We start from the raw sequence: 22,031 nt of genomic DNA, 5'->3' as shown, positions 1-22,031 counted from the left end.
CATGGAACTTCTTGTCGCTTCCGCCATTGGTCTGATGACCGCATGTGGCACCTATTTGGTGCTGCGCAAACGCACGTTTCCGGTGATCGTGGGGCTGGCCATGCTGACCTATGCGGTCAACGTGTTCATCTTTGCCAGCGGTCGTTTGGCCATTGGGTTGCCCGCGATTATCACGGATGGGGCCACCTACAGCGACCCGTTGACCCAAGCGCTGGTGCTAACCGCCATCGTGATCAGCTTTGGCATGACCGCGCTGATTGTGATGATGGCGCTGGGGTCATTCCTGACCACGGGCGAAGATTACATCGGCATGGATGATGACGCAAAGCCCGCCGCCAAACCCGCCGCAAAACAGGAGGGCGACGCATGAACCACTGGATCATCGCCCCCGTCATTCTGCCCGCGCTGCTGGCCCCGTTCATCATTTTGGTGATGCGCCACGACCTGTCGCTGCAGCGCATATTCTCTACCATCGGCACCGCTGCGATCGTGGCAATTTCGCTGGTCCTCCTCTATACTGCGTCCACCAACCCGCCCGAGGTGTATTTCCTTGGCAATTGGGATGCGCCGTTTGGCATCGTTTTGGTGCTGGACCGTTTGTCCGCAATGATGGTCGCGCTGACCGCGATTTTGGCGCTGATCGTGCAGCTTTATGCGATTGGGTCGGGCTGGGATGCGCGCGGCAAGCATTTCCATGCGCTGTACCAGTTCCAATTGATGGGCATTTGCGGCGCGTTTCTAACGGGGGATGCGTTCAACCTGTTCGTGTTCTTTGAGGTGCTGTTGATCGCCAGCTATGGCCTAATGATCCATGGCGGCGGCGCGCAACGCCTAAAAGCAGGCGTGCAATACATCGCCTATAACCTTATCGGTTCCACGCTGTTTTTGTTCGCGCTCGCCTCGATTTATGCTGTCACGGGCACGCTGAACTTTGCCGATATGGCGGTGAAAGTGGCTGAATTGCCGCCGGGCGATGCCGCCTTGATGCGCGTGGGTGCGGTGCTGTTGCTGTTGGTGTTTGCCGTCAAAGGCGCGCTGGTGCCGCTGCAATTTTGGCTGCCCGCCACCTACAGCTTTGCGCCGGGTGCGGTGGCGGCGCTGTTTGCGGTGATGACCAAAGTGGGCGCTTATGCGGTTATCCGCGTTTACACGCTGGTGTTTCCCACTGATACGCCCGCTACAGGCATGCTGTTTGCCGACCTGTTGCTGCCCGCCGCCTTGGTCACGCTGGCCGTGGGCGCGGTTGGCGTACTGGGGGCCAGCGGCCTTGCCCGCATGGTCGCCTTTGCGGCGATCGGGTCAATGGGCACGCTGTTTATCGCCGTGGCGCAGTTCACGCCTGTCGCCATGACAGCCGCGTTTTACTACATGATCCATTCGACACTGGCGACCGCCGCGCTGTTTTTGGTCGTGGACATGGTCCAAGACCGCCGCGGCAATGACACCTTGCGCGGGTCACTGCCGCCCATGGCGCAACACGGGTTGTTGGCCGCGTTGTTTTTCGGGGCCACCATCGCCATGGCGGGCATGCCGCCGCTGTCTGGGTTTCTGGGCAAGCTGTTGGTGCTGGACGCCACGCGGGGGCCGGATATGGCGCTGATCTGGTCCTCCATTCTGGTGGCATCCTTGGTCACCATCGTCGGCTTTGCGCGCGCGGGCTCGCAAGTGTTTTGGAAAGCGCATGCCACCACAACCACGCTGGAACAACCGCCCAGCAAATCCGAACCGCTGGCGTTTGCGGCAATCTTTGCCCTGCTGGCGGCGCTTGCGGTGCTGACCGTGCTGGCAGGCCCCGTGACCGATTGGCTGGCGGATACCACGGCGGAATTGTTTGACAGAACCGCCTATATCAACGCCGTTCTGCCCGTGGGAGGGAGGTAAGACCATGCTGCGCAAGCTGTTTCCACACCCCTATCTGACCCTGCTGTTGATCATCACTTGGATGCTGCTGGTCAACCAAATCAAGCTTGGCTCGCTTGTTTTGGCGATCATTTTGGGCACCATCATTCCCATCATCACAGGTCCCTATTGGCCCGACCGCCCCGTGCTACGCAATCCAATGGCGATGATCGGCTATATTTTGGTCGTGCTGTATGACATCGTGAAATCCAACTTCATCGTCGCAGGCATCGTTTTGTTCCGCCGCAACAGCACGTTGCAAAGCAAATGGATCACTGTCCCCCTTGATTTGCGATCACCCGAGGCGATCACCGTGCTGGCAGGCACCATCACTATGACGCCGGGCACCGTCACCGCCGATATGTCAGGCGATGGGCGCGCCCTGCTTATCCACTGCCTGCACGCCCCCGACCCGGACGCCGTGCGCGATGAGATTAAATCGCGGTATGAGGCTCGTTTGAAAAGGATTTTCGAATGATCGAATACGCCCTGACATTTGCCTTTGGCTGCTTTGGCATCGGCCTTTTGTGCAACCTGTACCGCATTTTCATAGCACCCGGCGTGGTGGACCGCGTTTTGGCGCTGGACACCATGGTGATCAACATCATCGCGCTGCTGGTGCTGTACGGCATTTCCACCAAAACCGGCATGTATTTTGAAGCGGCTTTGCTGTTCGCCATGACGGGTTTTGTCTCGACCGTGGCCTATTGCAAGTTCATCTTGCGCGGCGACATCATCGAATAGGGGGCGGATATGGACCTTGCTTTTGAAATCATCATCTCGGGCTTGCTGATCGCGGCGGGCGTGTTTGGCATCGTTGGCAGCTTTGGCTTGCTGAAATTGCCCGACACGATGACCCGCCTGCATGCGCCCACCAAGGCCACGACATTGGGCGTGGGCGGTGTGTTGATCGCGTCAATGCTGCATTTTTGGGTGCTGGAAAACACCCTTAGCTGGCATGAGTTGTTGATCACCATGTTCCTTTTGCTAACCGCGCCGATCACCGCGAACTTGATCGCCAAGGCGCATTTGCACAGCTTTCGCGCCGATGAAAAAACATCGCCCACAGGCAGCGACCGCGATTGGGCCACGTTTGAGGATGCGGCGGTCGAACAGCAACCCATGATCACCGGGTCCGGCAAGAACCAAAATACCTGACCATTTGGTTAAATAACGCCCCCCGCCCCACGCCGCACTCTTGCCGTTTGGCGGGGCGCGTGGCAACGTCACAGTATCCAATTCCCGGAGGCTGCCCGTGCAAAACCATCCCCCCCACGCCCGCAATCCCGGCATACCGCTGGATCTGGATTGGGTCGCCAGCGTGCAGGCCAACACATCCGCCATTGAACGCCGCGCGGCCACCTTGCCGGGGCGGCGGTCGATTAAAAAGGACTTTCAAGCGGCGTGGCTGTGCAAGGCGGTTTCCTGCATCGACCTGACCACCTTGTCGGGCGATGATACGGCTGGCCGCGTGCAACGCCTGTGCGCCAAGGCCCGCCAACCCGTCCGTGCCGACTTACTGGCAGCGCTGGGGATGACCGGGCTGACCGTGGGCGCGGTCTGTGTGTATCACGACATGGTCGCAACCGCCGTGCGCGCGCTGGATGGGTCCGGCATCCCGGTCGCGGCGGTGTCCACAGGGTTTCCGGCGGGGCTGTCGCCTTTGCACCTGCGCCTTGCCGAAATTGGCGAAAGCGTGGCGGCGGGCGCGCGAGAAATCGACATCGTCATTTCCCGCCGTCACGTTCTAACGCAAAACTGGCAAGCACTTTATGATGAAATGCGCGCGATGCGTGATGCCTGCGGCGATGCGCATGTCAAGGCTATCCTTGCCACCGGCGAACTTGGCACCCTGCGCAACGTCGCCCGCGCCAGCCTGATTTGCATGATGGCGGGGGCAGATTTCATCAAAACATCGACCGGCAAGGAACCCGTGAACGCCACCCTGCCCGTGACGCTGACCATGATCCGCGCGATCCGCGATTATCAGGCCCGCACCGGGGTCAAGGTCGGTTACAAACCCGCTGGCGGCATTTCAAAGGCCAAGGATGCGCTGGTCTATCTGTCGATGATGCGCGACGAATTGGGCCTGCCTTGGGTGCAACCCGACCTGTTCCGTTTCGGCGCATCATCCTTGCTGGGCGATATCGAACGCCAGTTGGAACACCACATCACAGGCGCCTATTCCGCCGCCCACCGCCACGCGATTGGATAATATCATGTCCGTGAAAGAGATTTTTGACACCATGACCTATGGCCCCGCCCCGGAATCGAGCGTTGAAGCCATGGCATGGCTGCACGCCAACGCCCCCTTTGGTCATTGGATTGGCGGCAAATTCACCGCCCCCGGCACCACCTTTGCCAGCCACAACCCTGCGACCAGTGAAACCTTGGCGCAAATCACCCAAGGCACCACCACCGATATTGACACGGCGGTCACTGCCGCCGGCCGCGCCCAACCCAAATGGGCGAAACTGCCGGGTCATAAACGCGCGCAATATCTCTATGCTCTTGCGCGCTTGGTGCAAAAACACAGCCGCCTGTTTGCCACGCTGGAAACCTTGGACAGCGGCAAACCGATACGCGAGGCGCGCGATATCGACATCCCGCTGGTCGCGCGGCATTTTTATTATCACGCAGGTTTGGCGCAATTGCTGGACGCGGAACAGCCCGACATGGCCCCCGTGGGCGTGTGCGGCGCGATTATCCCTTGGAATTTCCCGCTGCTGATGCTGGCATGGAAAGTGGCCCCGGCGCTTGCCGCTGGCAACACCATCGTGTTGAAACCCGCCGAACAAACCCCGCTTACCGCGCTGCTGTTCGCGCAGATCAGCCGAGAGGCGGGCCTGCCCCCCGGCGTTTTGAACATTGTCACGGGCGATGGGGCCACGGGTGCCGCACTGGTTGCGCACCCTGACGCCACCAAAATCGCTTTTACAGGCTCCACCGATGTGGGCCGCAAAATTCGTACAGCCACCGCAGGCACAGGCAAGGCGCTGACGTTGGAACTGGGCGGCAAATCCCCCTATATCGTGTTTGACGATGCCGATATCGATTCCGCCGTCGAAGGGTTGGTGGATGCGATCTGGTTCAACGGCGGCCAAGTGTGCTGTGCGGGGTCGCGGCTGTTGGTGCAAGAGGGCATCGCAGAGCGTTTCCACACCAAACTGCGCGCCCGGATGAACGGGTTGCGCGTGGGCGACCCGATGGACAAATGCATCGACATGGGCGCGATCAACAGCCCCGAACAACTTGCGCGTATTACCGCCATGGTGGACGCAAGCGGGGGCGAAAAATACCAAACCGCCTGCCCCACAGGCTGCTATTACCCGCCAACCCTGATCACGGGTTTGGGCAGCGCCGACGCGTTGATGCAGGATGAAATTTTTGGCCCCGTGTTGGTGTCGATGACATTCCGCACGCCTGCGGAGGCTGTCGATTTGGCCAACAACACCCGTTACGGCCTTGCGGCCAGCATTTGGTCCGAAAATATCAACGTGGCGCTGGATATTGCCCCGCAAATCAAAGCGGGCGTGGTCTGGATCAATGGCGCGAACATGCTGGATGCCGCAGCCCCCTTTGGCGGCGTGCGCGAAAGCGGGTTTGGGCGTGAAGGCGGGTGGGACGGGCTGTTGGCCTATCTGCGCCCCAAAGCCGCGTCTAAACCCTTGCGGTCAACACTGGCGGTGCCCGCGCCGACATCCCCCGAAGTGTCAGGGCTGGACCGCACCGCGAAACTCTATATCGGCGGCAAACAGGCACGTCCTGACAGCGGCTATGCCACCGCCATCTGGTCACCAAACGGCAAACTGCTGGGCCATGTGGGCACAGGCAGCCGCAAGGACATCCGCAACGCGGTTGAGGCGGCGCATGCGGCGAAATCTTGGGGCAAATCCAGCGCCCATCTGCGCGCGCAAATCCTGTATTACATCGCGGAAAACCTATCGGCGCGGGCCGATGAATTCGCCGCCCGCATCAAGGATATGACCGGAAAATCGGGCGTGGCCGAGGTGGAAGCGTCGATCGCCCGCCTGTTCACCTATGCCGCTTGGGCCGATAAATTTGATGGCGCGGTAAAATCCGTGCCCCTGCGCAGCGTCGCACTGGCGATGAACGAGCCTTGCGGCGTGATTGGTGCCATTTGCGCGGATGAAGCCCCGCTGCTGGGCCTGATCAGCCTGATGGCCCCGACGATTGCGATGGGCAACACCTGCGTTTTGGTGCCGTCAGGGGCCTATCCGCTGGCCGCAACCGACCTGTACCAAGTGCTGGACACGTCCGATCTGCCGGGCGGTGTGGTGAACATCGTGACCGGGGCGCATGCCGATTTGGCCAAACCGCTGGCGGCGCATATGGATGTGGATGCAGTCTGGTGCTTTGGCGCGGCGGAATTGTCTGGGGTGGTGGAAACCGCAGCGGCGGGGAATTTGAAGCGGACATGGGTGAATGATGGTCGCGCAACCGATTGGGCGCTGGCCGAGGGGCGCGAATTTTTGCGCGCGGCAACGCAAGTGAAGACGATCTGGGTGCCTTACGGCGCGTGAGGATGACACGCGCTGGGGGTGCACACTCCCCCAGCTTGACCACAGGGCAGGCGTTTTTCGCATTCAGCCCGCCCGTGAGGTATTTCCACCAAGATGAATTAGGGTTTTGGTTTATCATCGTAGTCGGTTTTCAGGATGCGCGCAGCGTCGCCGTCGGGGTCGTCGTATTGCTTGGATTTCAATGACCAGAAAAACGCGACCAAACCAACGCCGCCAAGCAGCAAGGATACGGGGATAAGAATGGCGAGGATTTCCATGCGCTTACTTTAACCGCAACGCGTTCAAAGACACCGTGATCGACGACAGCGACATCGCAGCGGCCGCCAGCAACGGCGTGGCAAGCCCCACAAGCGCCAGTGGCACCGCGACCACGTTATACGCCGCCGACAGGCCAAAGTTTTCGCGGATCCGCCGGGTCGCCTGTTTCGCAATCCGCAGCGCATCGGCCACCGGGGCCATATCTTGGCCCAGCAGCACAATATCGGACGCCGTGCGCGCAGCATCCAGCGCCGACGCGGGCGAGATGGAGACATGCGCCTGCACCAGCGCCGCCGTATCATTCAGCCCGTCCCCGATCATCAGCACATGGGCCCCCTTGTCCTGCAACCCTTTGACAAAATTTGATTTCTCAACGGGCAATTTACCCGCGTGCCAATCATCAATCCCCAACCGCGCGGCCAGTTCGGCCACAGGCGCATCACTGTCACCCGACAGCAGGGTCAGGCGCAATCCCGCTGCGCGCATCGCGGCCACCGCCGCCTCGGCCCCCGGACGCAGTTTGTCGGCGAACAAAATCGCATGGGTTTGGCCGTTCACCGACAGGTAGGTCGCGGTTTGCGCGGCAGGCACAGCGCCCACCCATTCCGCCCGGCCCAGACGCACCAACCGACCGGCCATGCGCCCTTCAATACCGTATCCCGGCACCTCATGGATTGCGTCAATCACCACGGGTTCGGCATCCACCCCGGCCAGCGCCACCGCCAACGGATGCGACGACCCTTGCGCCAGCGCCACGGCAACCGCCAACACTTCCGCTGGCACATCGTCCAAATTCATCGGCTTTGGCGTGCCCAGCGTCAGCGTACCCGTCTTGTCAAACACCACATGGTCCACCTCCGCCAGCCGTTCCAGTGCGGTGCCATCCTTGATCAACAACCCCTTACGAAACAGCCGCCCGCTGGCCGCCGTGACCACCGCAGGCACCGCCAACCCCAGCGCGCAAGGGCACGTGATGATCAAAACCGCCGCCGAAATATTCACCGCAAAGCGCAAATCACCCCCAGTGGCCCACATCCAATAGCCGAACGCACCAAAGGACAGAATATGCACCAAGGGCGAATAGGCCCGCGCCGCACGTTCCGCCAAGCTGGTGTATTTCGTCTTGGCGCTTTCGGCCACGGCGACCAGATCGGCCATGCGGTGCAGGCTGCTGTCGCGCCCGGCGGCGGTCACGCGCACCATCAAGGGGCCGGTCAGGTTAATCTCACCCGCTGCGACCAGCGTGCCGGGACCGGCCTGCGCAGGCAGGCTTTCGCCGGTTAACAGCGAGCGGTCCACCTCAGACGCGCCATGGATTACCACGCCGTCCACGGGCATCCGCCCGCCGGGGCGCACGCGCACGATGTCGCCAACGGCCAGCGCGGAAATGCTTACTACCGCCTCCACCCCGTCCACAACGCGGGTGGCGCGCGGCACTTCTAATGCGGCCAACTCCTCGGCTGCCGACCGGGCCACGGCGCGGGTGCGATGGTCCAGATACCGACCCGCCAGCAGGAAAAACGTCAGCATCACCGCCGCGTCGAAATAGGCGTGATGCCCGGAATACATGGTTTCAAACAGGCTGATGCCCGATGCCAACACCAGCGCCAGCGAAATTGGCACATCCATGCCCAACCGCCCCACGCGCAAACTGGCCCAGGCCGATTTGAAAAACGGCTGGCCCGCGAAAACCACCGTGGGCAGGGCAATCGCCGCCGAAATCCAATGGAACAAATCGCGCGTCGCGTCCCCCGCGCCTGACCATACGGCGACCGACAGCAGCATGACGTTCATCATGGCAAACCCCGCCACACCCAGCCGCATCAGCAAATCACGCCCTTGCTTGTCGGTTTCGGTGGCCGACAACAGGCCGGGGTCCAGCTCATGTGCCTCATACCCCAGACCCGCCAAAACGGGGATCAGGCTTTCGGCGGTCACGTCCGCATCGGCGTCCACACTGACGCGCCGCAGGGTCAAATTCACGCGGGCCGATTGCACCCCCGGCAGCGCCTGCAACCCGTTTTCAACGGTGGACATGCAGGCGGCACAATGCGCACCGGGCAGCGACAACATAAGGCGTGCATGCGTGGGCCGCGCCAGTTCCGCAAGCCGTTCGGCAGACGGGGCCGCAGCACAAGCCGGGCAGGCAGAGGGGCTGACATGCCCCGCGTTATATCCCCCGCCATGCCCCTCTGCCAAACTCATGCCCTATCTCCTGACCATCAGATCAATGCGTTGCCGAAACGGCGTGCCATCCTTGGAAAACGCTTCGATCTGCATCATCCACTTGCCGGGTTGCAAATCCAGCGGGGCGACAAACACCCCCGCCTCGCGCACAAATTCGGGGCGGCTGTCATCGCGCGCCTCGGTCGCGCGGCCCACCATCACAGACAAACCCGTCACCTCGGCGGGAAATCCCAGCGGGTCGGTAAAGGCCAGTCGCAACTCCTTGGCCGCGCCATCATATTCCGGCACCAAATTCCACCCCAGCGCCTTTTGCGCCGCGCGGTCCACATCAAACGACTGGCTGGCAATGTAGGAATTTGTCACCTCCAACCCCGGAAAGGTAGAAACGGCGCGGTTGGCCAGCACCAGATTGACCGCAATAATCACGCCAAAAAACAGTGACACCACGCCAAACACCTTGCCGCCCGTCAACGTGCCCCGCGCCAAAACCAAGCCCAGAACAATCACTAAACCCGCAAGGCCAAGGACAAACCACACCTCGGGCCGCATGATAAAAGTCATAAAACTCATCTCGCGTCCCATCGGTCAGTCCCCTTTGCCGTTAAAGATGGTGTCGTGGTGAATACGACTGGTGCCGCCCACCTCCTCCACCCACAGGCGCAGGTCGGTGCGGTCGGCCAATGCAGCATCGGCGCCGGGTGCTGCAACCACATACACCCGCTGGGTTTGCTGCGCGTTGGCGGCCACGTTCACCGTCAATTCCTGCGTACCCTCCAGCGATATCCGCAAATCCGCCTCCGATGTCAGCGAAATACGGAACACCGCATCATTACCCAATTTGTTCAAAATCCGCAAATCATACGTGTTGCGGATGGACCCGTCCGACAGCGTCACAAAGGTCGGGTTGCGCACGGGTGTTACGTTCAAATCCACATCGCTGCGCAGGAACAAGGCGACCACAAGGCCAATCCCAACCCCCGCCCACAGGGTTGTGTACATAATGGTACGCGCGCGGAACACATGTTTCCAAACCGATTTCGGCTCGGTTCCGGTCTGTTCCGCCACCTCATCTGTCAGCGCCATATAGCCGATCAAATCGCGCGGTTTGCCGATACGGTCCATAACATCATTGCAGGCATCAATGCACAAACCGCAAGTGATGCAGGCCATTTGCTGCCCATCGCGAATATCAATCCCCATCGGGCAGACGTTCACGCAGGCCATGCAGTCAATGCAATCACCAAGGCCATCGGCCACCACACCCTTTTGCAAATGGCCCCGCGGTTCGCCGCGCCAATGGCGATAGTTGATGGTCAGCGTGTCTTCATCAATCATCGCGGCCTGAATACGCGGCCACGGGCAGGCATAAATGCAAATCTGTTCGCGGAAAAATCCACCAAAGAAAAACGTCGTCGCGGTCAGCACCAGAATGGTCATATAGGCCACGAAATGTGCCTGCCCTGTGACCAAATTCACGGCCAGCGTTGGTGCATCGGTGAAATAAAACACCCACGCGCCGCCCGTGGCCATCGCGATCAACAACCACGCGGTCCATTTCACCGCCGTTTTGCGCACCTTTTCACCGGTCCACGCGCTGCGATGCAGGCGCAGGCGCGCGTTTCGGTCGCCCTCCACCCAGCGTTCCACCAAGATAAACAAATCCGTCCACACCGTTTGCGGACAAGCATAGCCGCACCACACCCGCCCGGCGGCCGATGTGAACAAAAACAAACCCAACCCCGCCATAATCAGCAGGCCCGCGACAAAGTAAAATTCATGCGGCCAAATTTCGATCATCAGGAAAAAGAATCGGCGGTTGGCAATGTCGATCAGCACCGCTTGGTCCGGCAGGCTTGGCCCCCGGTCCCAGCGCAGCCATGGCGTGACATAGTAAATCCCCAGCGTGACTGCCATGATCCACCATTTCATGTTGCGAAACGCACCTTTCACGCGGCGCGGAAAAATCGGTTCGCGTTTGGCAAACAGGCTGTTGGGGTTGGTATCTGGGCTGCTCACGGCATCACTCCGGCAATATCATCAGGCATGGGTATCACGCATCGCGGCCCGCGCCACATTGACCTGTATCAACAACACATTGCAGATGCAGGTTTTAAGGGCGCGTTTGCCTGCGACATCTGCGCACGCAAAACGAAAAAGGCCCCCCAGCTTGCACCGGGGGGCCTTTCTGGTTGGTTAAGACCGCTTATTCGCCGCCGCCCAACCCGTGAACATAGGTTGCCACAGCGCGAATATCCGCCTCGGACAAACGGGTGTTCCAGTTTGGCATCGCGCCCGCGCGGGAATAGATGACCGTGTGCTGCAAAGACGCAACATCGCCGCCATAAAGCCAAATCGCATCGGTCAGGTTCGGCGCACCCAAATCGCGATTGCCAGAACCGTCCTCCATATGACAGCCCGTGCAGTTTTCGGCAAACACCCCGGCCCCGGCAGCCGCCAATGTTGCGTCATGATCTTGGCCGGAAATGGCGCGCACATGCTGCACAACTTCGTCAATCTGCGCTTTTTCCAGCAATTCATCCACACCAAACCGTGGCATTTCGGACAGGCGCGCATCTTCATCCGTGGTGTTCCGGATACCGTGGGAAATGGTGTAATGGATGGATTCCATATCCCCGCCCCACAGCCAATCATCATCCAACAGGTTGGGATAACCGGACGCTTGCACACCCGCAGCTCCCGAACCGTGACACTGCGCGCACCATGTGCGGTACACGGCGGCACCCGCATTGTTGGCGAAACTGACCAATTCGGGGTCGGTTGGGATAGCGGCTAAATCCGCAGCCTCCAACGCGGCCCGCATCGGCGCGTTACGGTCCACAAAGGTTTGGATATCCACGGCCACATCGGCGCGGGTCGATGCGCCCAACAGGCCGGGCGTCGCCCGTGTCAGCATCGGCCAGGCCGGATAGGCAATGGAATACAGCAGCGCCCAAACGATACAGGCATAAAAGCTCCATAACCACCAACGCGGCATCGGGTTGTCAAACTCTTCAATCCCGTCCCACACATGGCCCGTGGTGTTAGGATCCCCGTCTTGGTGGTTTTTCGCGCGCAACTTTGGGTCGGTCACATTTTTAGGGCTCTTGCTCATGTCCGCGCCTCCTTGGCTCGGTCCGCGCTGTCGGCAGCGGGTTTATCATCATTGCGAAAGATCGAGGATGCGATTTCATCATGCGTGGGGCGGCTGCCGGGGCGAAACGCCCAAGCAATCACCGCCACAAACACAAGGGTCAGCGCCAACAGCATCCAACTGTCAGCGAATTCGCGCAGCAGGCTATAGGTTTCCATATCGCCCCCTTACCGGCTTGCGTCAGGCTGGAAGGTTGAAAAATCAACCATCGTGCCCAACACTTGCAGATACGAAATCAACGCATCCATTTCTGTCAACTGCGGTTGGCCGTCGTAATTGCGCACGGCGGCCTTGCCATAGCGTTCCAGCAACCCGTCATAATCGCCATCAGGGTTTGCCTGCACCTGGAAATCGGCTTGCGCGTTTTCCATCATCTCGTCGGTGTAAGGTACGCCAACGAAACGGTGCACTTTCATGCTATCCTCGATGTACTTGCCATCAATATCCTTGCGCGACAGGAAGGCATATTTTGGCATCACCGATTCCGGCACCACCGATTGCGGGTCTGTCAAATGGTCCACATGCCACGCATCGGAATACCGTTCGCCCACGCGGGCCAAATCCGGCCCGGTGCGCTTGGATCCCCACTGGAACGGGTGGTCGTACATCGACTCCGCTGCCAGTGAATAATGGCCGTAACGCTCCACCTCGTCGCGCATCGGGCGGATCATCTGGCTGTGACAGACATAGCAGCCTTCACGGACGTAAATATCACGCCCCGCCAGTTCCAAGGGGGTGTAGGGGCGAACCCCTTCCACCTTTTCAATCGTGTTCTCCAGATAGAACAGCGGCACGATTTGCACCAACCCCCCGATACTGACCACCAAAAAGGACAGGATCAAAAGCAGGGTCGCGTTCGTCTCAATAACCTTGTGTTTGTCAAGAAAAGCCATTGTTTTCCCCTTATTCAGCAGGGACAAACGCGTTTTCGCTGGCCCGTTCAGGCTGCGCACGCACGGTCATCCACAAGTTATAGCACATGATCAACGACCCGGTCAGGAACATAACCCCGCCCAAACCGCGCACCACATACATCGGGAATTTCGCGGACACAGTATCGGCAAATGCGTTCACCAAGAACCCGTTTGCATCCACTTCGCGCCACATCAGCCCTTCCATAATGCCCGACACCCACATGGAGGAGGCGTAAAGCACGATCCCAATGGTCGCCAACCAAAAATGCCAGCTGACCAGCTTCAGGCTGTAAAGCCCCGAACGGTTCCACAGTTTTGGCGTCAGGTAATACAGCGCACCAAAGGTGATCATCCCGTTCCAGCCAAGTGCGCCGGAATGCACGTGACCAATGGTCCAGTCGGTATAATGCGACAGGCTGTTCACGGCTTTGATCGACATCATCGGCCCTTCAAAGGTCGACATGCCATAGAAACCGATCGACACCACCATCATCCGAATGATCGGGTCGGTGCGCAACTTGTCCCACGCGCCCGAAAGCGTCATCAACCCGTTGATCATCCCACCCCAGCTTGGCATCCACAGCATGATCGAAAACACCATGCCCAAGGTCTGCGCCCAATCCGGCAGCGCGGTGTAATGCAAGTGGTGCGGACCGGCCCAGATATAAAGGAAAATCAGCGCCCAAAAGTGGATGATCGACAGCTTGTACGAAAACACCGGACGTTCCGCCTGCTTTGGCACAAAGTAATACATCATCCCCAGAAAGCCTGCGGTCAGGAAAAACCCAACGGCGTTGTGGCCATACCACCACTGCACCATCGCGTCCTGCACCCCCGAAAACACCTGCACCGATTTGGACCCGAACACGGATACCGGGATGGACAGGTTGTTCACCACATGCAGCAAGGCCACCGTGATGATAAAGGCAAGGTAAAACCAGTTGGCGACATAAATATGGGGTTCTTTACGCTTGAACAGCGTGCCCATGAACACCGCCAAATAGGCTAACCACACAACGGTCAACCACAGGTCGGTCATCCACTCCGGCTCGGCATATTCTTTGGACTGCGTGGCGCCCAGCAAATACCCGGATGCGGCCAGCACGATGAACAACTGGTATCCCCAGAACACAAACCACCCGGCGTTGCCGCCCCACAGCCGCGCGGCACAAGTACGCTGCACCACATAAAACGATGTCGCGATCAACGCGTTGCCCCCAAAGGCGAAAATCACCGCCGATGTGTGCAAAGGCCGCAAGCGCCCAAAGTTGGCATAGCCTTGCGCCCATTCAAAATTCAGGCTGGGATAGGCCAACTGAAACGCGATCATCACGCCCACCAAAAAGCCAACAACCCCCCAAACGGCCGTGGCAATCACGCCCGCGCGCACCACCCCGTCGAAATACTCACCTTCCGAAGCGACCAGCTTTGGCTCGCCCGTCTGGCGCACGAACCACAAAAATAGGCCCCCCGCCGTCAGCATAATCGTCAATGCATTGGCCAAATAGGCCGGGTCACGCGCGTAATTGGCACCAATTGCGGCCAAAACCGTAATCACCCCCAGCGCGATCAGTTTAATGTAGTCCCACATTTTGCGTCCCTTCGTCCTCTCCCGGCCCGCAACAACAGCGCACACGGGGATTCGCTCATCCTGCGCTTTTGCACGGAAATTTGATACTGCACCTTGATCCATATCAAGCGGTTAACCGCAGCAGCTTGACCCGGATCAATGCGCCACATCTGCGCACAAGGTAAGATGGTGCAATGTCACAGCAGGGAGCATACTATCATGGCGTATAAATCCATCCAGACCATCTGCACAGATCCGGCCCGCACCGCGCAAACCTTTGGGGCGGCGGCCAGCCTTGCAATCGCCCAAGACGCCCATCTTGATGCACTCGCTATCGGGATTGACCGTTCGCAAATCAGCTATTCCTACGTGGGGGCCAGCGTTGCGGTGATGCAATTGTCCCAAGAAAACGCAACCACCGATGTCAAAGCGGTGGAGGCGGCAATCCGAACCGCCGCCGGGGCCGCTGGCCCAGCCCTGCGCTGGTCGTCCGAAACCGCGATTGCGATGATCGGCGGCATGACCGAACTCGTCGCCCTGCGCGCCCGCTTTGCCGATCTGGTCATCCTTGGCAAACCCTACGGCACCAAACACGGCGAGGAAGAGGAGGCGATCGTCGAATCCGCCATGTTCGAAGGGCAAGCCCCGGTTCTTATCCTGCCCGACACCACCGTGGACGCCAGCAGCATCGGCAAACGCATCGTCGTCGCCTGGAATCAAAGCCGCGAGGGGCTAACCGCCATTCGCCACGCCCTGCCGTTTTTGCAAAAGGCCGAAAAGGTGTTCATCACCATCATCGACCCGCCGCAACACGGCCCCGAACGGTCCGACCCCGGCGGCGCGCTTTGCACAATGCTGGTCCGCCACGGCGTCAAAGCCGAGGTGTCGGTGCTGGCCCGCACCATGCCGCGAATATCGGACGTGCTGGCCCGCCACGCCCGCGACCAAAACGCCGATATGATCGTGATGGGCGCTTACGGCCATTCGCGCTTCCGCGAAGCGATCCTTGGCGGCGCCACCCGCCACATGCTGGAAACCGCCGAAGTGCCGATTTTCATGGCCCACTAGGGTCAAATGGGGGGCAAACCGCTTGCCCCCCACCCCCCTTGCGCCCTAGCGTGGCTAAAACCCGCGCAAAGGCCCCATATGCCCATCTACCTTATCCGCCACGGCCAATCCGAATTTAACGCTGCCCACACCGATGGCGCGCCCGACCCGTTGATATTCGACGCCCCCCTCACCGATCTTGGCCGCCAGCAGGCCCGCGCCGCCCGTGATCACGCAGCCACCCTTGGCATCCAATCGGTGATCTGTTCGCCCCTCACCCGCGCCATTCAAACCGCCAAGATCATCTTTGACGGCATCGCCCCTATTGAAATCTCGGCAGGTCCGGTGGAACATCTGTGGCACAGCTGCGATGTGGGCCGCAGCCCCGCGCACCTTGCTAGTGATTTCCCCGAACTGCGCTTTGACCATCTGCCCGATGTCTGGTGGCACAACGGCCCCAAAAACCAAAACGGCGTGGCCGAGGAGCCGGAACACCTGTTCCACACCCGCATCGCCCAATTCCGCGACACGCTGCACCACGCCCAAACACGCCCTTTGGCAATCGTGGGGCATTGCAACACGTTCCGGTCCCTCGCGGGGTTTGATATGAAAAACTGCGAAATCCGGCGGTATCTCTAACTACGCCAGTTTTAACGCGACAATCCCCGCCACAATCAGGCAAATCCCGGCCACACGCATCACATTGACCGGCTCATTGAACAAAAACACCGCCAGCGTCGCGGTGCCCACTGTGCCAATCCCCACCCAAACCGCATAGGCGGTGCCAACGGGCAGCGTTTTCATCGCATGGCTTAACAGCCAAAAACTGGCCAACGCGCCCAGAACGGTCAACACCGATGGCACCAGCTTGGTAAATCCGTCCGAATATTTCAGGCCCAGCGCCCAGCCAATTTCTAACAGCCCCGCCAACACCAATGCCGGCCACGCGCCCATTTAAGCGGCCAATCCCTTGGACCCCATCGCGATAAACTTTGCCCGGCGGTCCTTGATCAACGCATCCGGCTTCATCGCCACCAACCCGCCCAGCATCGCCTCAATCGCTTTGCCCACGGCGGCAATCGTGTCTTTCTTGCCGCGCTGCGCCCCGCCAACAGGCTCAGTGATAATCCGGTCAATCACGCCCAATTTCTGCAAATCCTGCGCTGTCAGGCGCAGCGCCTCCGCCGCCTCCCGCATTTTATCGCTGTCTTTCCACAAAATACTAGCACAGCCTTCGGGCGAAATCACCGAATACACCGAATGTTCCAGCATCGCGATGCGGTTGGCGGTGGCAAAGGCGACGGCCCCACCGGACCCGCCTTCGCCAATAATCACCGACACCAACGGCACGCCAATTTCCAAACATTTCTGGGTGGACCGCGCAATCGCCTCCGACTGCCCGCGCTCCTCCGCACCTTTGCCGGGGTATGCGCCGGGCGTGTCCACCAACGTCACCACAGGCAGGCCAAACCGATGCGCCAAATCCAGCAACCGCACGGCCTTGCGATACCCTTCGGGCCGCGCCATGCCAAAATTCCGTTCAATCCGGGTTTTGGTATCATGGCCTTTTTCATGGCCAATCACCACCACGGGCGCATCATTAAACCGCGCCAAACCACCCATCACCGCATGGTCATCGGCAAAATTCCGGTCGCCCGCCAGCGGCGTAAATTCGGTAAACAGCGCGTCGATATAGGCCATGCAATGCGGGCGGTCGGGGTGGCGCGCCACCAAACACTTTTGCCAAGGCGTCAAATTCTTGTACATATCGCGCAGCATCGTCGCCGCTTTGGCGTCCAACTGCGCCGCTTCTTTTTCAACATCCATCTGCTTGTTTGACCGCGCCATGGCGCGCAGCTCCTCGGCCTTGCCTTCAATTTCCGACAATGGCTTTTCAAACTCGAGATAGTTCATCTGTCTCTCCGCTTTCGTATTCAGCCCGCTATATGGCCCCAGAACCGCCCCAATGCAACTGAACACGATTTCGCGCCGCCAAAAACCCTGCTAAGGCGGGTGTAACCTCGGGCTCAAATCCAGAAAGTGCCGCCATGTTCACCGTCGATGTCAAAAAACTCCGTTCCCGCACCCTTGTCGGGCTGGCCCATAGCGGTGATTACACCCTGCTGTCAGACACCTATACGCGGCTGTTTGAAACACTGGATGCGCGCGATCTGACCGATAAAACCCGCCAAATGGTCGCCATTTTCTATGACAATCCGGCCCAAGTGCCGATGGCCAACCTGCGGTCTTTTGCGGGCGTCACCGCCCCCAAAACCGTGCCCGCAGATGCGCCGCTTTTGGGCATCACCTTGCCCACAGGCCGCCACGCCGTGCTGCGGTTTACAGGCGATTACGCGGGCCTGCCCGCCGCCTATGCCTATCTTTACACCGAATGGCTGGCCAAATCCGGCGAAACCCTGTCCAGCCACCCAAGTTATGAGGTGTACCTCAACTCCCCCCGCGACACCCCAGCGGCGGAATTGGTGACCGAGATTTGCCAGCCGCTTATCTGATCTGAAAAGCGGCCATAAGCGGTTACAAAAAATCATCGCGCCGGGGGGTAAAGCTGTCAATCAGCACCCCCGGTTCCAAACACACACAGCCGTGCCGCACGCCCGATGGCACCACAAAGCTGTCACCCGGCCCCACCTCGCGCACCGCATCCCCCAGCGTGAACCGAAACCGCCCGGCCTGCACAAATGTCGATTGTACATGCACATGGTCGTGCAGCGCGCCTTCGGCCCCCACTGCATCAAACCGAAACGCCACCACCATCAAATCGGGGTGGTCCGCCAACACTTGCCGCGACACGTCCGCGCCCGTTTTCACCACAGGATATACCGTCATATCTGCCCCCGATTGATCTATGTCCCCGCCTGTCTATCGGCCCTGCGCAGGGCGCAAAAGGTAAAACCGCGCCTGCCGCCTTCCCTCGCCCGACCATCCGTGCGACCTTACGCCGAACGCGCCCAACATCAGGTTCCCCAATGCCCCTGCCCTCATGGCTTCGCGCCCGGTTCGCCAAACCCGGCCCAACAAACGCTGCGGAACTGGCAGCGGATCTGGCAGCGGACCCCATCGCGGCGGCCCCCCCGCCCGCAAGCGCACCCGAACGCGAACCCCACCAGCCCGATAACATGGTCCGCATGCACATCGCCGCCAGTGACCCCAATTTCCCGGCCAAACGCGACGCGGCGATCACCCAAATCATCGCCGCCATCGACACCACCGCCGCCGCCCACGGCTTTACCAAAAAACCGCGATCATGGGCCAAATCCGGCCCGCTTGGCACGGTGTCCATCCAACTGCAGCGCAGCCGCTTTGGGTTTGATTGTGACATAAATCTGGGCTGGTCGCCCCTGTCCGAAACGCCGCTTGGCCCGTGGCTGCACGATGATGTGGTCCCTTTGGCGCAGTTTTTGCCCGTGCCCGATACCGCCATCCTGATTTATTTAGACGTTGCCGACAGCCCCGCGCATCTTGATGCACCCATGCACGCCTTAAATACCCGCGCCCTACCTTGGCTTATCGCCCACCTGACCGACCCAAATGCAGCCTTGATCGCGACAGATTAATCCGCCCGCGCCACCGCAACATCCGACCGCGCGTGCTGCGATTTGCGCACCGACAGCATCATCATCATCAAAACCACCAATGCCATAATCAAGCACAACCGCCCCACGGGCAGTCTTTTGCGGTCTTTGGGAATCTCCAGCCAATGCTCCATCGCATGGCTTCTACAGCAAAAAACTGAACGAAATGCACCTAATCCCGCTGCCTTTCAGCAACAGGCCGTTTCCATGCACGAAACACCGCAAGACCCGCGCGGCCAAAACCACGCAAATTCCGCCAATCCGGTCTTTTCAATTGGCTGGCATAATCGTATCCCTCAGGCCAACATCGCATCAGTAAAGCGGTAAATTATATCTAAAATGCGGGTGATCGGGCGCAAACCCCTGACCACCGCGAAAAAAGGGGCGCGGCCATGAAATTCACCCTATCCTGGCTCAAGGATCATCTGGAAACCACCGCCCCTTTGGACGACATCCTGTTCGCCCTCACCGATCTGGGGCATGAGGTGGAAGGGCTGGAAAACCCCGCCGACACCCTTGGCGCCTTCCGCATTTGCCGGGTGATAGAGGCGGTTCAGCACCCCAACGCCGACCGTCTGCGCCTGTGCCGCGTGGAAACCTATCCGAACGGGCCGGGCACCGAACCGCAGGAAATCCAAGTCGTCTGCGGTGCCCCCAACGCCCGCACCGGGTTGGTCGGCGTGTTCGCCCCCGTTGGCACCCATGTGCCGGGCACGGGCGTGGACCTGAAACCGGGCAACATTCGCGGCGTGGACAGCAACGGGATGCTGTGTTCCGAACGCGAATTGATGCTGTCGGACGATCACGATGGCATCATCGACCTGCCCACTGACGCACCGCTTGGTGCACGCTTCATCGACTATCGCGGCCTGAACGACCCGATGATCTACGTCAAAATCACCCCCAATCGCCCCGATGGCCTTGGCGTGCGCGGCCTTGCCCGCGACCTTGCCGCACGCGGCCTTGGCACCCTAAAACCCATGGAAACGCCGGAAATCAAAGGCACATTCCCCTGCCCGATCACCGTCGAAATCCACCCCGACCTCGCCACCAAGGCCCCGCATTTCACGGGTCGCCTCATCTGCGGCGTCAAAAACGGCCCCTCGCCCAAATGGATGCAAGCCCGCCTGCGCGCCATCGGCCTGCGCCCCATTTCCGCACTGGTGGACATTACCAATTACTTCACCATCGGCCTCAACCGACCCTTGCATGTGTTCGATGCCGCCCATGTCACTGGCACGCTGCACATCCGCCCCGCAGCGGCAGGCGAAACCCTGCTGGCGCTGGATGGCAAAACCTACAGCCTTGCCCCCACCCACATGGTTATCGCCGATGACAACGGTCCCGAATCCCTTGCGGGCATCATGGGCGGGCAGGCATCCGGCGTCACGGACACCACCACCGATGTCTATCTCGAATCCGCGTGGTGGGACCCGATCACCATCGCCGCCACCGGGCGCGCACTTAAAATCAACTCTGATGCCCGCTACCGCTTTGAACGCGGGGTCGACCCTGCGTTCACCCTGCCGGGCCTGCACGCCGCCACGCAAATGATCCTTGATCTGTGCGGCGGCGAAGCGTCTGAAATCACCAGCAACGGGGCGGCCATCGACACCACGCGCCAATACAAGTTCGATGCCACCCGCACCGCATCCTTGGTGGGTATGGACATCCCCGAATCAACCCAACGCCAAACCCTCACGGCTTTGGGCTTCACCCTTACCGGCACCCTCGCCACGCCGCCCACATGGCGCCCCGATGTGCAGGGTGAGGCGGATTTGGTCGAAGAAATCGCCCGCATCGCATCCCTGTCCAAACTCGTCGGCAAACCACTGGCCCGCACGGCACCGGGTATCCCCGCCCCCATCCTAACCACGGCGCAAACCCGCGACCGCAGCGCGCGCCGCACGCTGGCGGCACTGGGGTATAATGAATGTGTCACCTACAGCTTCATCGACCACCAATCCGCCACGCTGTTTGGCGGTGGCACCGATGCGGTGCGGGTCGATAACCCCATCTCCTCGGAAATGTCGCACCTGCGCCCCGACCTGCTGCCGGGCCTGCTGCGCGCCGCCGTCCGCAACCAAGCGCGCGGGTTCATGGACATGCAACTGGCCGAGGTGGGCCCCGCCTTCAGCGGTGGCGAACCCGGCGAACAACACACCCAAGCGGCGGGCATACTCATCGGCCAAACCGCCCCGCGCGACCCGTTCGGCAGCCGCCGACCCGCTGATATTTACGATGCCAAAGCCGATGCAGAGGCGGTGCTGGCCGCCCTCGGTGCCCCCGCCCGCGCCCAAATCACCCGCAAAGTGCCCGCTTGGTTCCATCCGGGCCGCGCAGGCACCATTGCACTTGGCCCCAACACGCTGGCCACTTACGGCGAAATCCACCCCAAAATCGTCGCGGAAATGGACCTGAAAGGGCCAGTGATGGCCTTTACCGTCTATCCCACCAGCGTGCCGCTGCCAAAGGTCAAAACCACCACCCGCCCCGCGCTGGCGATCAGCGGGCTGCAAGCAGTGGACCGCGATTTCGCCTTTGTGGTCGACAAGACTGTAGAGGCACTGACAGCCCTGAACGCAGCCCAAGGCGCAGACAAAGCCCTGATCACTTCGGTCCAACTGTTCGACCAATTCATGGGCGAAAAGGCCGAGGCGCAAATGGGGATAGGCAAAAAATCCATCGCCCTAACCGTGCGCCTGCAACCCACCACCGCCACCCTGACGGACAAGGAGATTGAGGCGGTCTGCGCCAAAATTATCGAGAAAGTCAGCAAAGCGACAGGCGGCACGCTTCGGGGGTAAAGGCGCGGCAAAAAGGGGCGGTGGGTTGCACCCACCCTACCCACAACCCAAAGGACCGGGA

At 60.3% G+C, this 22,031-nt stretch carries 24 protein-coding genes; 12 read left to right on the top strand and 12 right to left on the bottom strand.

Features of this window, described 5'->3' with window-relative positions; all coding sequences use genetic code 11:
- Position 1 precedes the first annotated feature (1 nt).
- The 7 genes from BMY36_RS05660 to BMY36_RS05630 all read left to right on the top strand — a co-directional run bounded on the left by BMY36_RS05660 (position 2) and on the right by BMY36_RS05630 (position 6,443).
- Positions 2-370: a Na+/H+ antiporter subunit C gene (locus BMY36_RS05660; RefSeq protein WP_050520060.1), complete on the top strand. Its 369-nt coding sequence runs from the start codon at positions 2-4 to the stop codon at positions 368-370.
- Complete coding sequence (locus tag BMY36_RS05655) at positions 367-1,881, top strand: monovalent cation/H+ antiporter subunit D (RefSeq protein ID WP_050520059.1); 1,515 nt, start codon at positions 367-369, stop codon at positions 1,879-1,881. The genes BMY36_RS05660 and BMY36_RS05655 overlap by 4 nt, the downstream gene beginning before the upstream one ends.
- A gap of 4 nt (positions 1,882-1,885) precedes the next feature.
- Entirely contained in the window at positions 1,886-2,377 is a 492-nt protein-coding gene (locus tag BMY36_RS05650) for a Na+/H+ antiporter subunit E (RefSeq protein ID WP_050520058.1), read from the top strand.
- Positions 2,374-2,643 carry a K+/H+ antiporter subunit F gene (locus BMY36_RS05645; protein WP_050520057.1) on the top strand — a complete coding sequence of 90 codons (270 nt, stop codon included), beginning with the start codon at positions 2,374-2,376 and terminating at the stop codon, positions 2,641-2,643. The genes BMY36_RS05650 and BMY36_RS05645 overlap by 4 nt, the downstream gene beginning before the upstream one ends.
- A 9-nt stretch (positions 2,644-2,652) precedes the next feature.
- Positions 2,653-3,057 carry a Na+/H+ antiporter subunit G gene (locus BMY36_RS05640; RefSeq protein ID WP_050520056.1) on the top strand — a complete coding sequence of 135 codons (405 nt, stop codon included), beginning with the start codon at positions 2,653-2,655 and terminating at the stop codon, positions 3,055-3,057.
- A 97-nt stretch (positions 3,058-3,154) separates the two neighbouring features.
- Positions 3,155-4,114, top strand: coding sequence for a deoxyribose-phosphate aldolase (gene deoC / locus BMY36_RS05635; RefSeq protein ID WP_231579728.1), 960 nt, complete (start codon positions 3,155-3,157; stop codon positions 4,112-4,114).
- Between the two features lie 4 nt (positions 4,115-4,118).
- On the top strand, positions 4,119-6,443 hold the full coding sequence (locus BMY36_RS05630; RefSeq protein ID WP_050520055.1) for an aldehyde dehydrogenase family protein: 2,325 nt from the start codon (positions 4,119-4,121) through the stop codon (positions 6,441-6,443).
- A 98-nt stretch (positions 6,444-6,541) separates the two neighbouring features.
- On the opposite strand, the gene ccoS is transcribed toward BMY36_RS05630, so the two are convergent.
- The 8 genes from ccoS to ccoN form a co-directional block, all read right to left on the bottom strand.
- Entirely contained in the window at positions 6,542-6,700 is a 159-nt protein-coding gene (gene ccoS, locus BMY36_RS05625; RefSeq protein ID WP_050520054.1) for a cbb3-type cytochrome oxidase assembly protein CcoS, read from the bottom strand.
- A gap of 4 nt (positions 6,701-6,704) precedes the next feature.
- Complete coding sequence (locus BMY36_RS05620; RefSeq protein WP_050520053.1) at positions 6,705-8,906, bottom strand: heavy metal translocating P-type ATPase; 2,202 nt, start codon at positions 8,904-8,906, stop codon at positions 6,705-6,707.
- A gap of 3 nt (positions 8,907-8,909) precedes the next feature.
- Positions 8,910-9,458 carry a FixH family protein gene (locus tag BMY36_RS05615; RefSeq protein ID WP_231579727.1) on the bottom strand — a complete coding sequence of 183 codons (549 nt, stop codon included), beginning with the start codon at positions 9,456-9,458 and terminating at the stop codon, positions 8,910-8,912.
- 15 nt (positions 9,459-9,473) lie between these two features.
- Complete coding sequence (gene ccoG, locus BMY36_RS05610) at positions 9,474-10,904, bottom strand: cytochrome c oxidase accessory protein CcoG (RefSeq protein ID WP_050520052.1); 1,431 nt, start codon at positions 10,902-10,904, stop codon at positions 9,474-9,476.
- Between the two features lie 187 nt (positions 10,905-11,091).
- A complete protein-coding gene (gene ccoP, locus BMY36_RS05605) occupies positions 11,092-12,000 on the bottom strand; it encodes a cytochrome-c oxidase, cbb3-type subunit III (RefSeq protein ID WP_050520051.1) in 909 nt (302 codons plus the stop codon).
- On the bottom strand, positions 11,997-12,197 hold the full coding sequence (locus BMY36_RS05600; protein WP_050520050.1) for a CcoQ/FixQ family Cbb3-type cytochrome c oxidase assembly chaperone: 201 nt from the start codon (positions 12,195-12,197) through the stop codon (positions 11,997-11,999). The genes ccoP and BMY36_RS05600 overlap by 4 nt, the downstream gene beginning before the upstream one ends.
- A 9-nt stretch (positions 12,198-12,206) precedes the next feature.
- On the bottom strand, positions 12,207-12,932 hold the full coding sequence (ccoO, locus tag BMY36_RS05595) for a cytochrome-c oxidase, cbb3-type subunit II (RefSeq protein WP_050520049.1): 726 nt from the start codon (positions 12,930-12,932) through the stop codon (positions 12,207-12,209).
- Positions 12,933-12,942: 10 nt separating this feature from the next.
- A complete protein-coding gene (gene ccoN / locus BMY36_RS05590; protein WP_050520048.1) occupies positions 12,943-14,544 on the bottom strand; it encodes a cytochrome-c oxidase, cbb3-type subunit I in 1,602 nt (533 codons plus the stop codon).
- Positions 14,545-14,742: 198 nt separating this feature from the next.
- Here ccoN and BMY36_RS05585 point away from each other — a divergent pair, with 198 nt between their 5' ends.
- Entirely contained in the window at positions 14,743-15,591 is an 849-nt protein-coding gene (locus BMY36_RS05585; protein ID WP_050520047.1) for a universal stress protein, read from the top strand.
- 78 nt (positions 15,592-15,669) lie between these two features.
- Positions 15,670-16,209 (top strand): histidine phosphatase family protein, encoded by a 540-nt coding sequence (locus BMY36_RS05580; protein WP_050520046.1) that lies wholly within the window; start codon positions 15,670-15,672, stop codon positions 16,207-16,209.
- Here the strand turns inward: BMY36_RS05580 and BMY36_RS05575 are convergent, their stop codons facing one another.
- Positions 16,210-16,524: a DMT family transporter gene (locus BMY36_RS05575; RefSeq protein ID WP_050520045.1), complete on the bottom strand. Its 315-nt coding sequence runs from the start codon at positions 16,522-16,524 to the stop codon at positions 16,210-16,212.
- Positions 16,525-17,484, bottom strand: coding sequence for an acetyl-CoA carboxylase carboxyltransferase subunit alpha (locus BMY36_RS05570; protein ID WP_050520044.1), 960 nt, complete (start codon positions 17,482-17,484; stop codon positions 16,525-16,527).
- Between the two features lie 134 nt (positions 17,485-17,618).
- On the opposite strand from BMY36_RS05570, the gene BMY36_RS05565 reads away from it, so the two are divergent.
- Positions 17,619-18,083 (top strand): AraC family transcriptional regulator, encoded by a 465-nt coding sequence (locus BMY36_RS05565; RefSeq protein ID WP_050520043.1) that lies wholly within the window; start codon positions 17,619-17,621, stop codon positions 18,081-18,083.
- Positions 18,084-18,105: 22 nt separating this feature from the next.
- Here BMY36_RS05565 and BMY36_RS05560 read toward each other — a convergent pair whose 3' ends face one another.
- Positions 18,106-18,417, bottom strand: a complete 312-nt coding sequence (locus BMY36_RS05560; protein WP_050520042.1) for a cupin domain-containing protein — start codon at positions 18,415-18,417, stop codon at positions 18,106-18,108.
- Between the two features lie 140 nt (positions 18,418-18,557).
- Between BMY36_RS05560 and BMY36_RS05555 the strand changes: the two genes are divergently transcribed.
- Positions 18,558-19,145, top strand: a complete 588-nt coding sequence (locus BMY36_RS05555; protein WP_050520041.1) for a DUF4304 domain-containing protein — start codon at positions 18,558-18,560, stop codon at positions 19,143-19,145.
- Here the strand turns inward: BMY36_RS05555 and BMY36_RS19855 are convergent.
- Positions 19,142-19,297 carry a hypothetical protein gene (locus BMY36_RS19855; RefSeq protein WP_156215206.1) on the bottom strand — a complete coding sequence of 52 codons (156 nt, stop codon included), beginning with the start codon at positions 19,295-19,297 and terminating at the stop codon, positions 19,142-19,144. The genes BMY36_RS05555 and BMY36_RS19855 overlap by 4 nt on opposite strands.
- Before the next feature lie 258 nt (positions 19,298-19,555).
- On the opposite strand from BMY36_RS19855, the gene pheT reads away from it, so the two are divergent.
- Positions 19,556-21,970, top strand: a complete 2,415-nt coding sequence (gene pheT, locus BMY36_RS05550; protein WP_050520040.1) for a phenylalanine--tRNA ligase subunit beta — start codon at positions 19,556-19,558, stop codon at positions 21,968-21,970.
- The last annotated feature ends 61 nt before the right edge of the window (positions 21,971-22,031 follow it).

It is taken from the genome of Pseudorhodobacter antarcticus (assembly GCF_900110135.1).
Taxonomy (GTDB): Bacteria; Pseudomonadota; Alphaproteobacteria; order Rhodobacterales; family Rhodobacteraceae; genus Pseudorhodobacter; species Pseudorhodobacter antarcticus.
The sequence above is the reverse complement of the archived record's forward strand: the minus strand, read 5'-3'. Positions and strand labels throughout refer to the sequence as shown.

Bases quoted from the DNA above. Each gene is read 5' to 3' on its own strand.
- BMY36_RS05660 (WP_050520060.1), top strand. From the start codon at position 2: ATGGAACTTCTTGTCGCTTCCGCCATTGGTCTGATGACCGCATGTGGC.
- BMY36_RS05655 (WP_050520059.1), top strand. From the start codon at position 367: ATGAACCACTGGATCATCGCCCCCGTCATTCTGCCCGCGCTGCTGGCC.
- BMY36_RS05650 (WP_050520058.1), top strand. From the start codon at position 1,886: ATGCTGCGCAAGCTGTTTCCACACCCCTATCTGACCCTGCTGTTGATC.
- BMY36_RS05645 (WP_050520057.1), top strand. From the start codon at position 2,374: ATGATCGAATACGCCCTGACATTTGCCTTTGGCTGCTTTGGCATCGGC.
- BMY36_RS05640 (WP_050520056.1), top strand. From the start codon at position 2,653: ATGGACCTTGCTTTTGAAATCATCATCTCGGGCTTGCTGATCGCGGCG.
- BMY36_RS05630 (WP_050520055.1), top strand. From the start codon at position 4,119: ATGTCCGTGAAAGAGATTTTTGACACCATGACCTATGGCCCCGCCCCG.
- ccoS (WP_050520054.1), bottom strand. From the start codon at position 6,700: ATGGAAATCCTCGCCATTCTTATCCCCGTATCCTTGCTGCTTGGCGGC.
- BMY36_RS05620 (WP_050520053.1), bottom strand. From the start codon at position 8,906: ATGAGTTTGGCAGAGGGGCATGGCGGGGGATATAACGCGGGGCATGTC.
- BMY36_RS05615 (WP_231579727.1), bottom strand. From the start codon at position 9,458: ATGAGTTTTATGACTTTTATCATGCGGCCCGAGGTGTGGTTTGTCCTT.
- ccoP (WP_050520051.1), bottom strand. From the start codon at position 12,000: ATGAGCAAGAGCCCTAAAAATGTGACCGACCCAAAGTTGCGCGCGAAA.
- BMY36_RS05600 (WP_050520050.1), bottom strand. From the start codon at position 12,197: ATGGAAACCTATAGCCTGCTGCGCGAATTCGCTGACAGTTGGATGCTG.
- ccoO (WP_050520049.1), bottom strand. From the start codon at position 12,932: ATGGCTTTTCTTGACAAACACAAGGTTATTGAGACGAACGCGACCCTG.
- ccoN (WP_050520048.1), bottom strand. From the start codon at position 14,544: ATGTGGGACTACATTAAACTGATCGCGCTGGGGGTGATTACGGTTTTG.
- BMY36_RS05585 (WP_050520047.1), top strand. From the start codon at position 14,743: ATGGCGTATAAATCCATCCAGACCATCTGCACAGATCCGGCCCGCACC.
- BMY36_RS05580 (WP_050520046.1), top strand. From the start codon at position 15,670: ATGCCCATCTACCTTATCCGCCACGGCCAATCCGAATTTAACGCTGCC.
- BMY36_RS05575 (WP_050520045.1), bottom strand. From the start codon at position 16,524: ATGGGCGCGTGGCCGGCATTGGTGTTGGCGGGGCTGTTAGAAATTGGC.
- BMY36_RS05570 (WP_050520044.1), bottom strand. From the start codon at position 17,484: ATGAACTATCTCGAGTTTGAAAAGCCATTGTCGGAAATTGAAGGCAAG.
- BMY36_RS05565 (WP_050520043.1), top strand. From the start codon at position 17,619: ATGTTCACCGTCGATGTCAAAAAACTCCGTTCCCGCACCCTTGTCGGG.
- BMY36_RS05560 (WP_050520042.1), bottom strand. From the start codon at position 18,417: ATGACGGTATATCCTGTGGTGAAAACGGGCGCGGACGTGTCGCGGCAA.
- BMY36_RS05555 (WP_050520041.1), top strand. From the start codon at position 18,558: ATGCCCCTGCCCTCATGGCTTCGCGCCCGGTTCGCCAAACCCGGCCCA.
- BMY36_RS19855 (WP_156215206.1), bottom strand. From the start codon at position 19,297: ATGGAGCATTGGCTGGAGATTCCCAAAGACCGCAAAAGACTGCCCGTG.
- pheT (WP_050520040.1), top strand. From the start codon at position 19,556: ATGAAATTCACCCTATCCTGGCTCAAGGATCATCTGGAAACCACCGCC.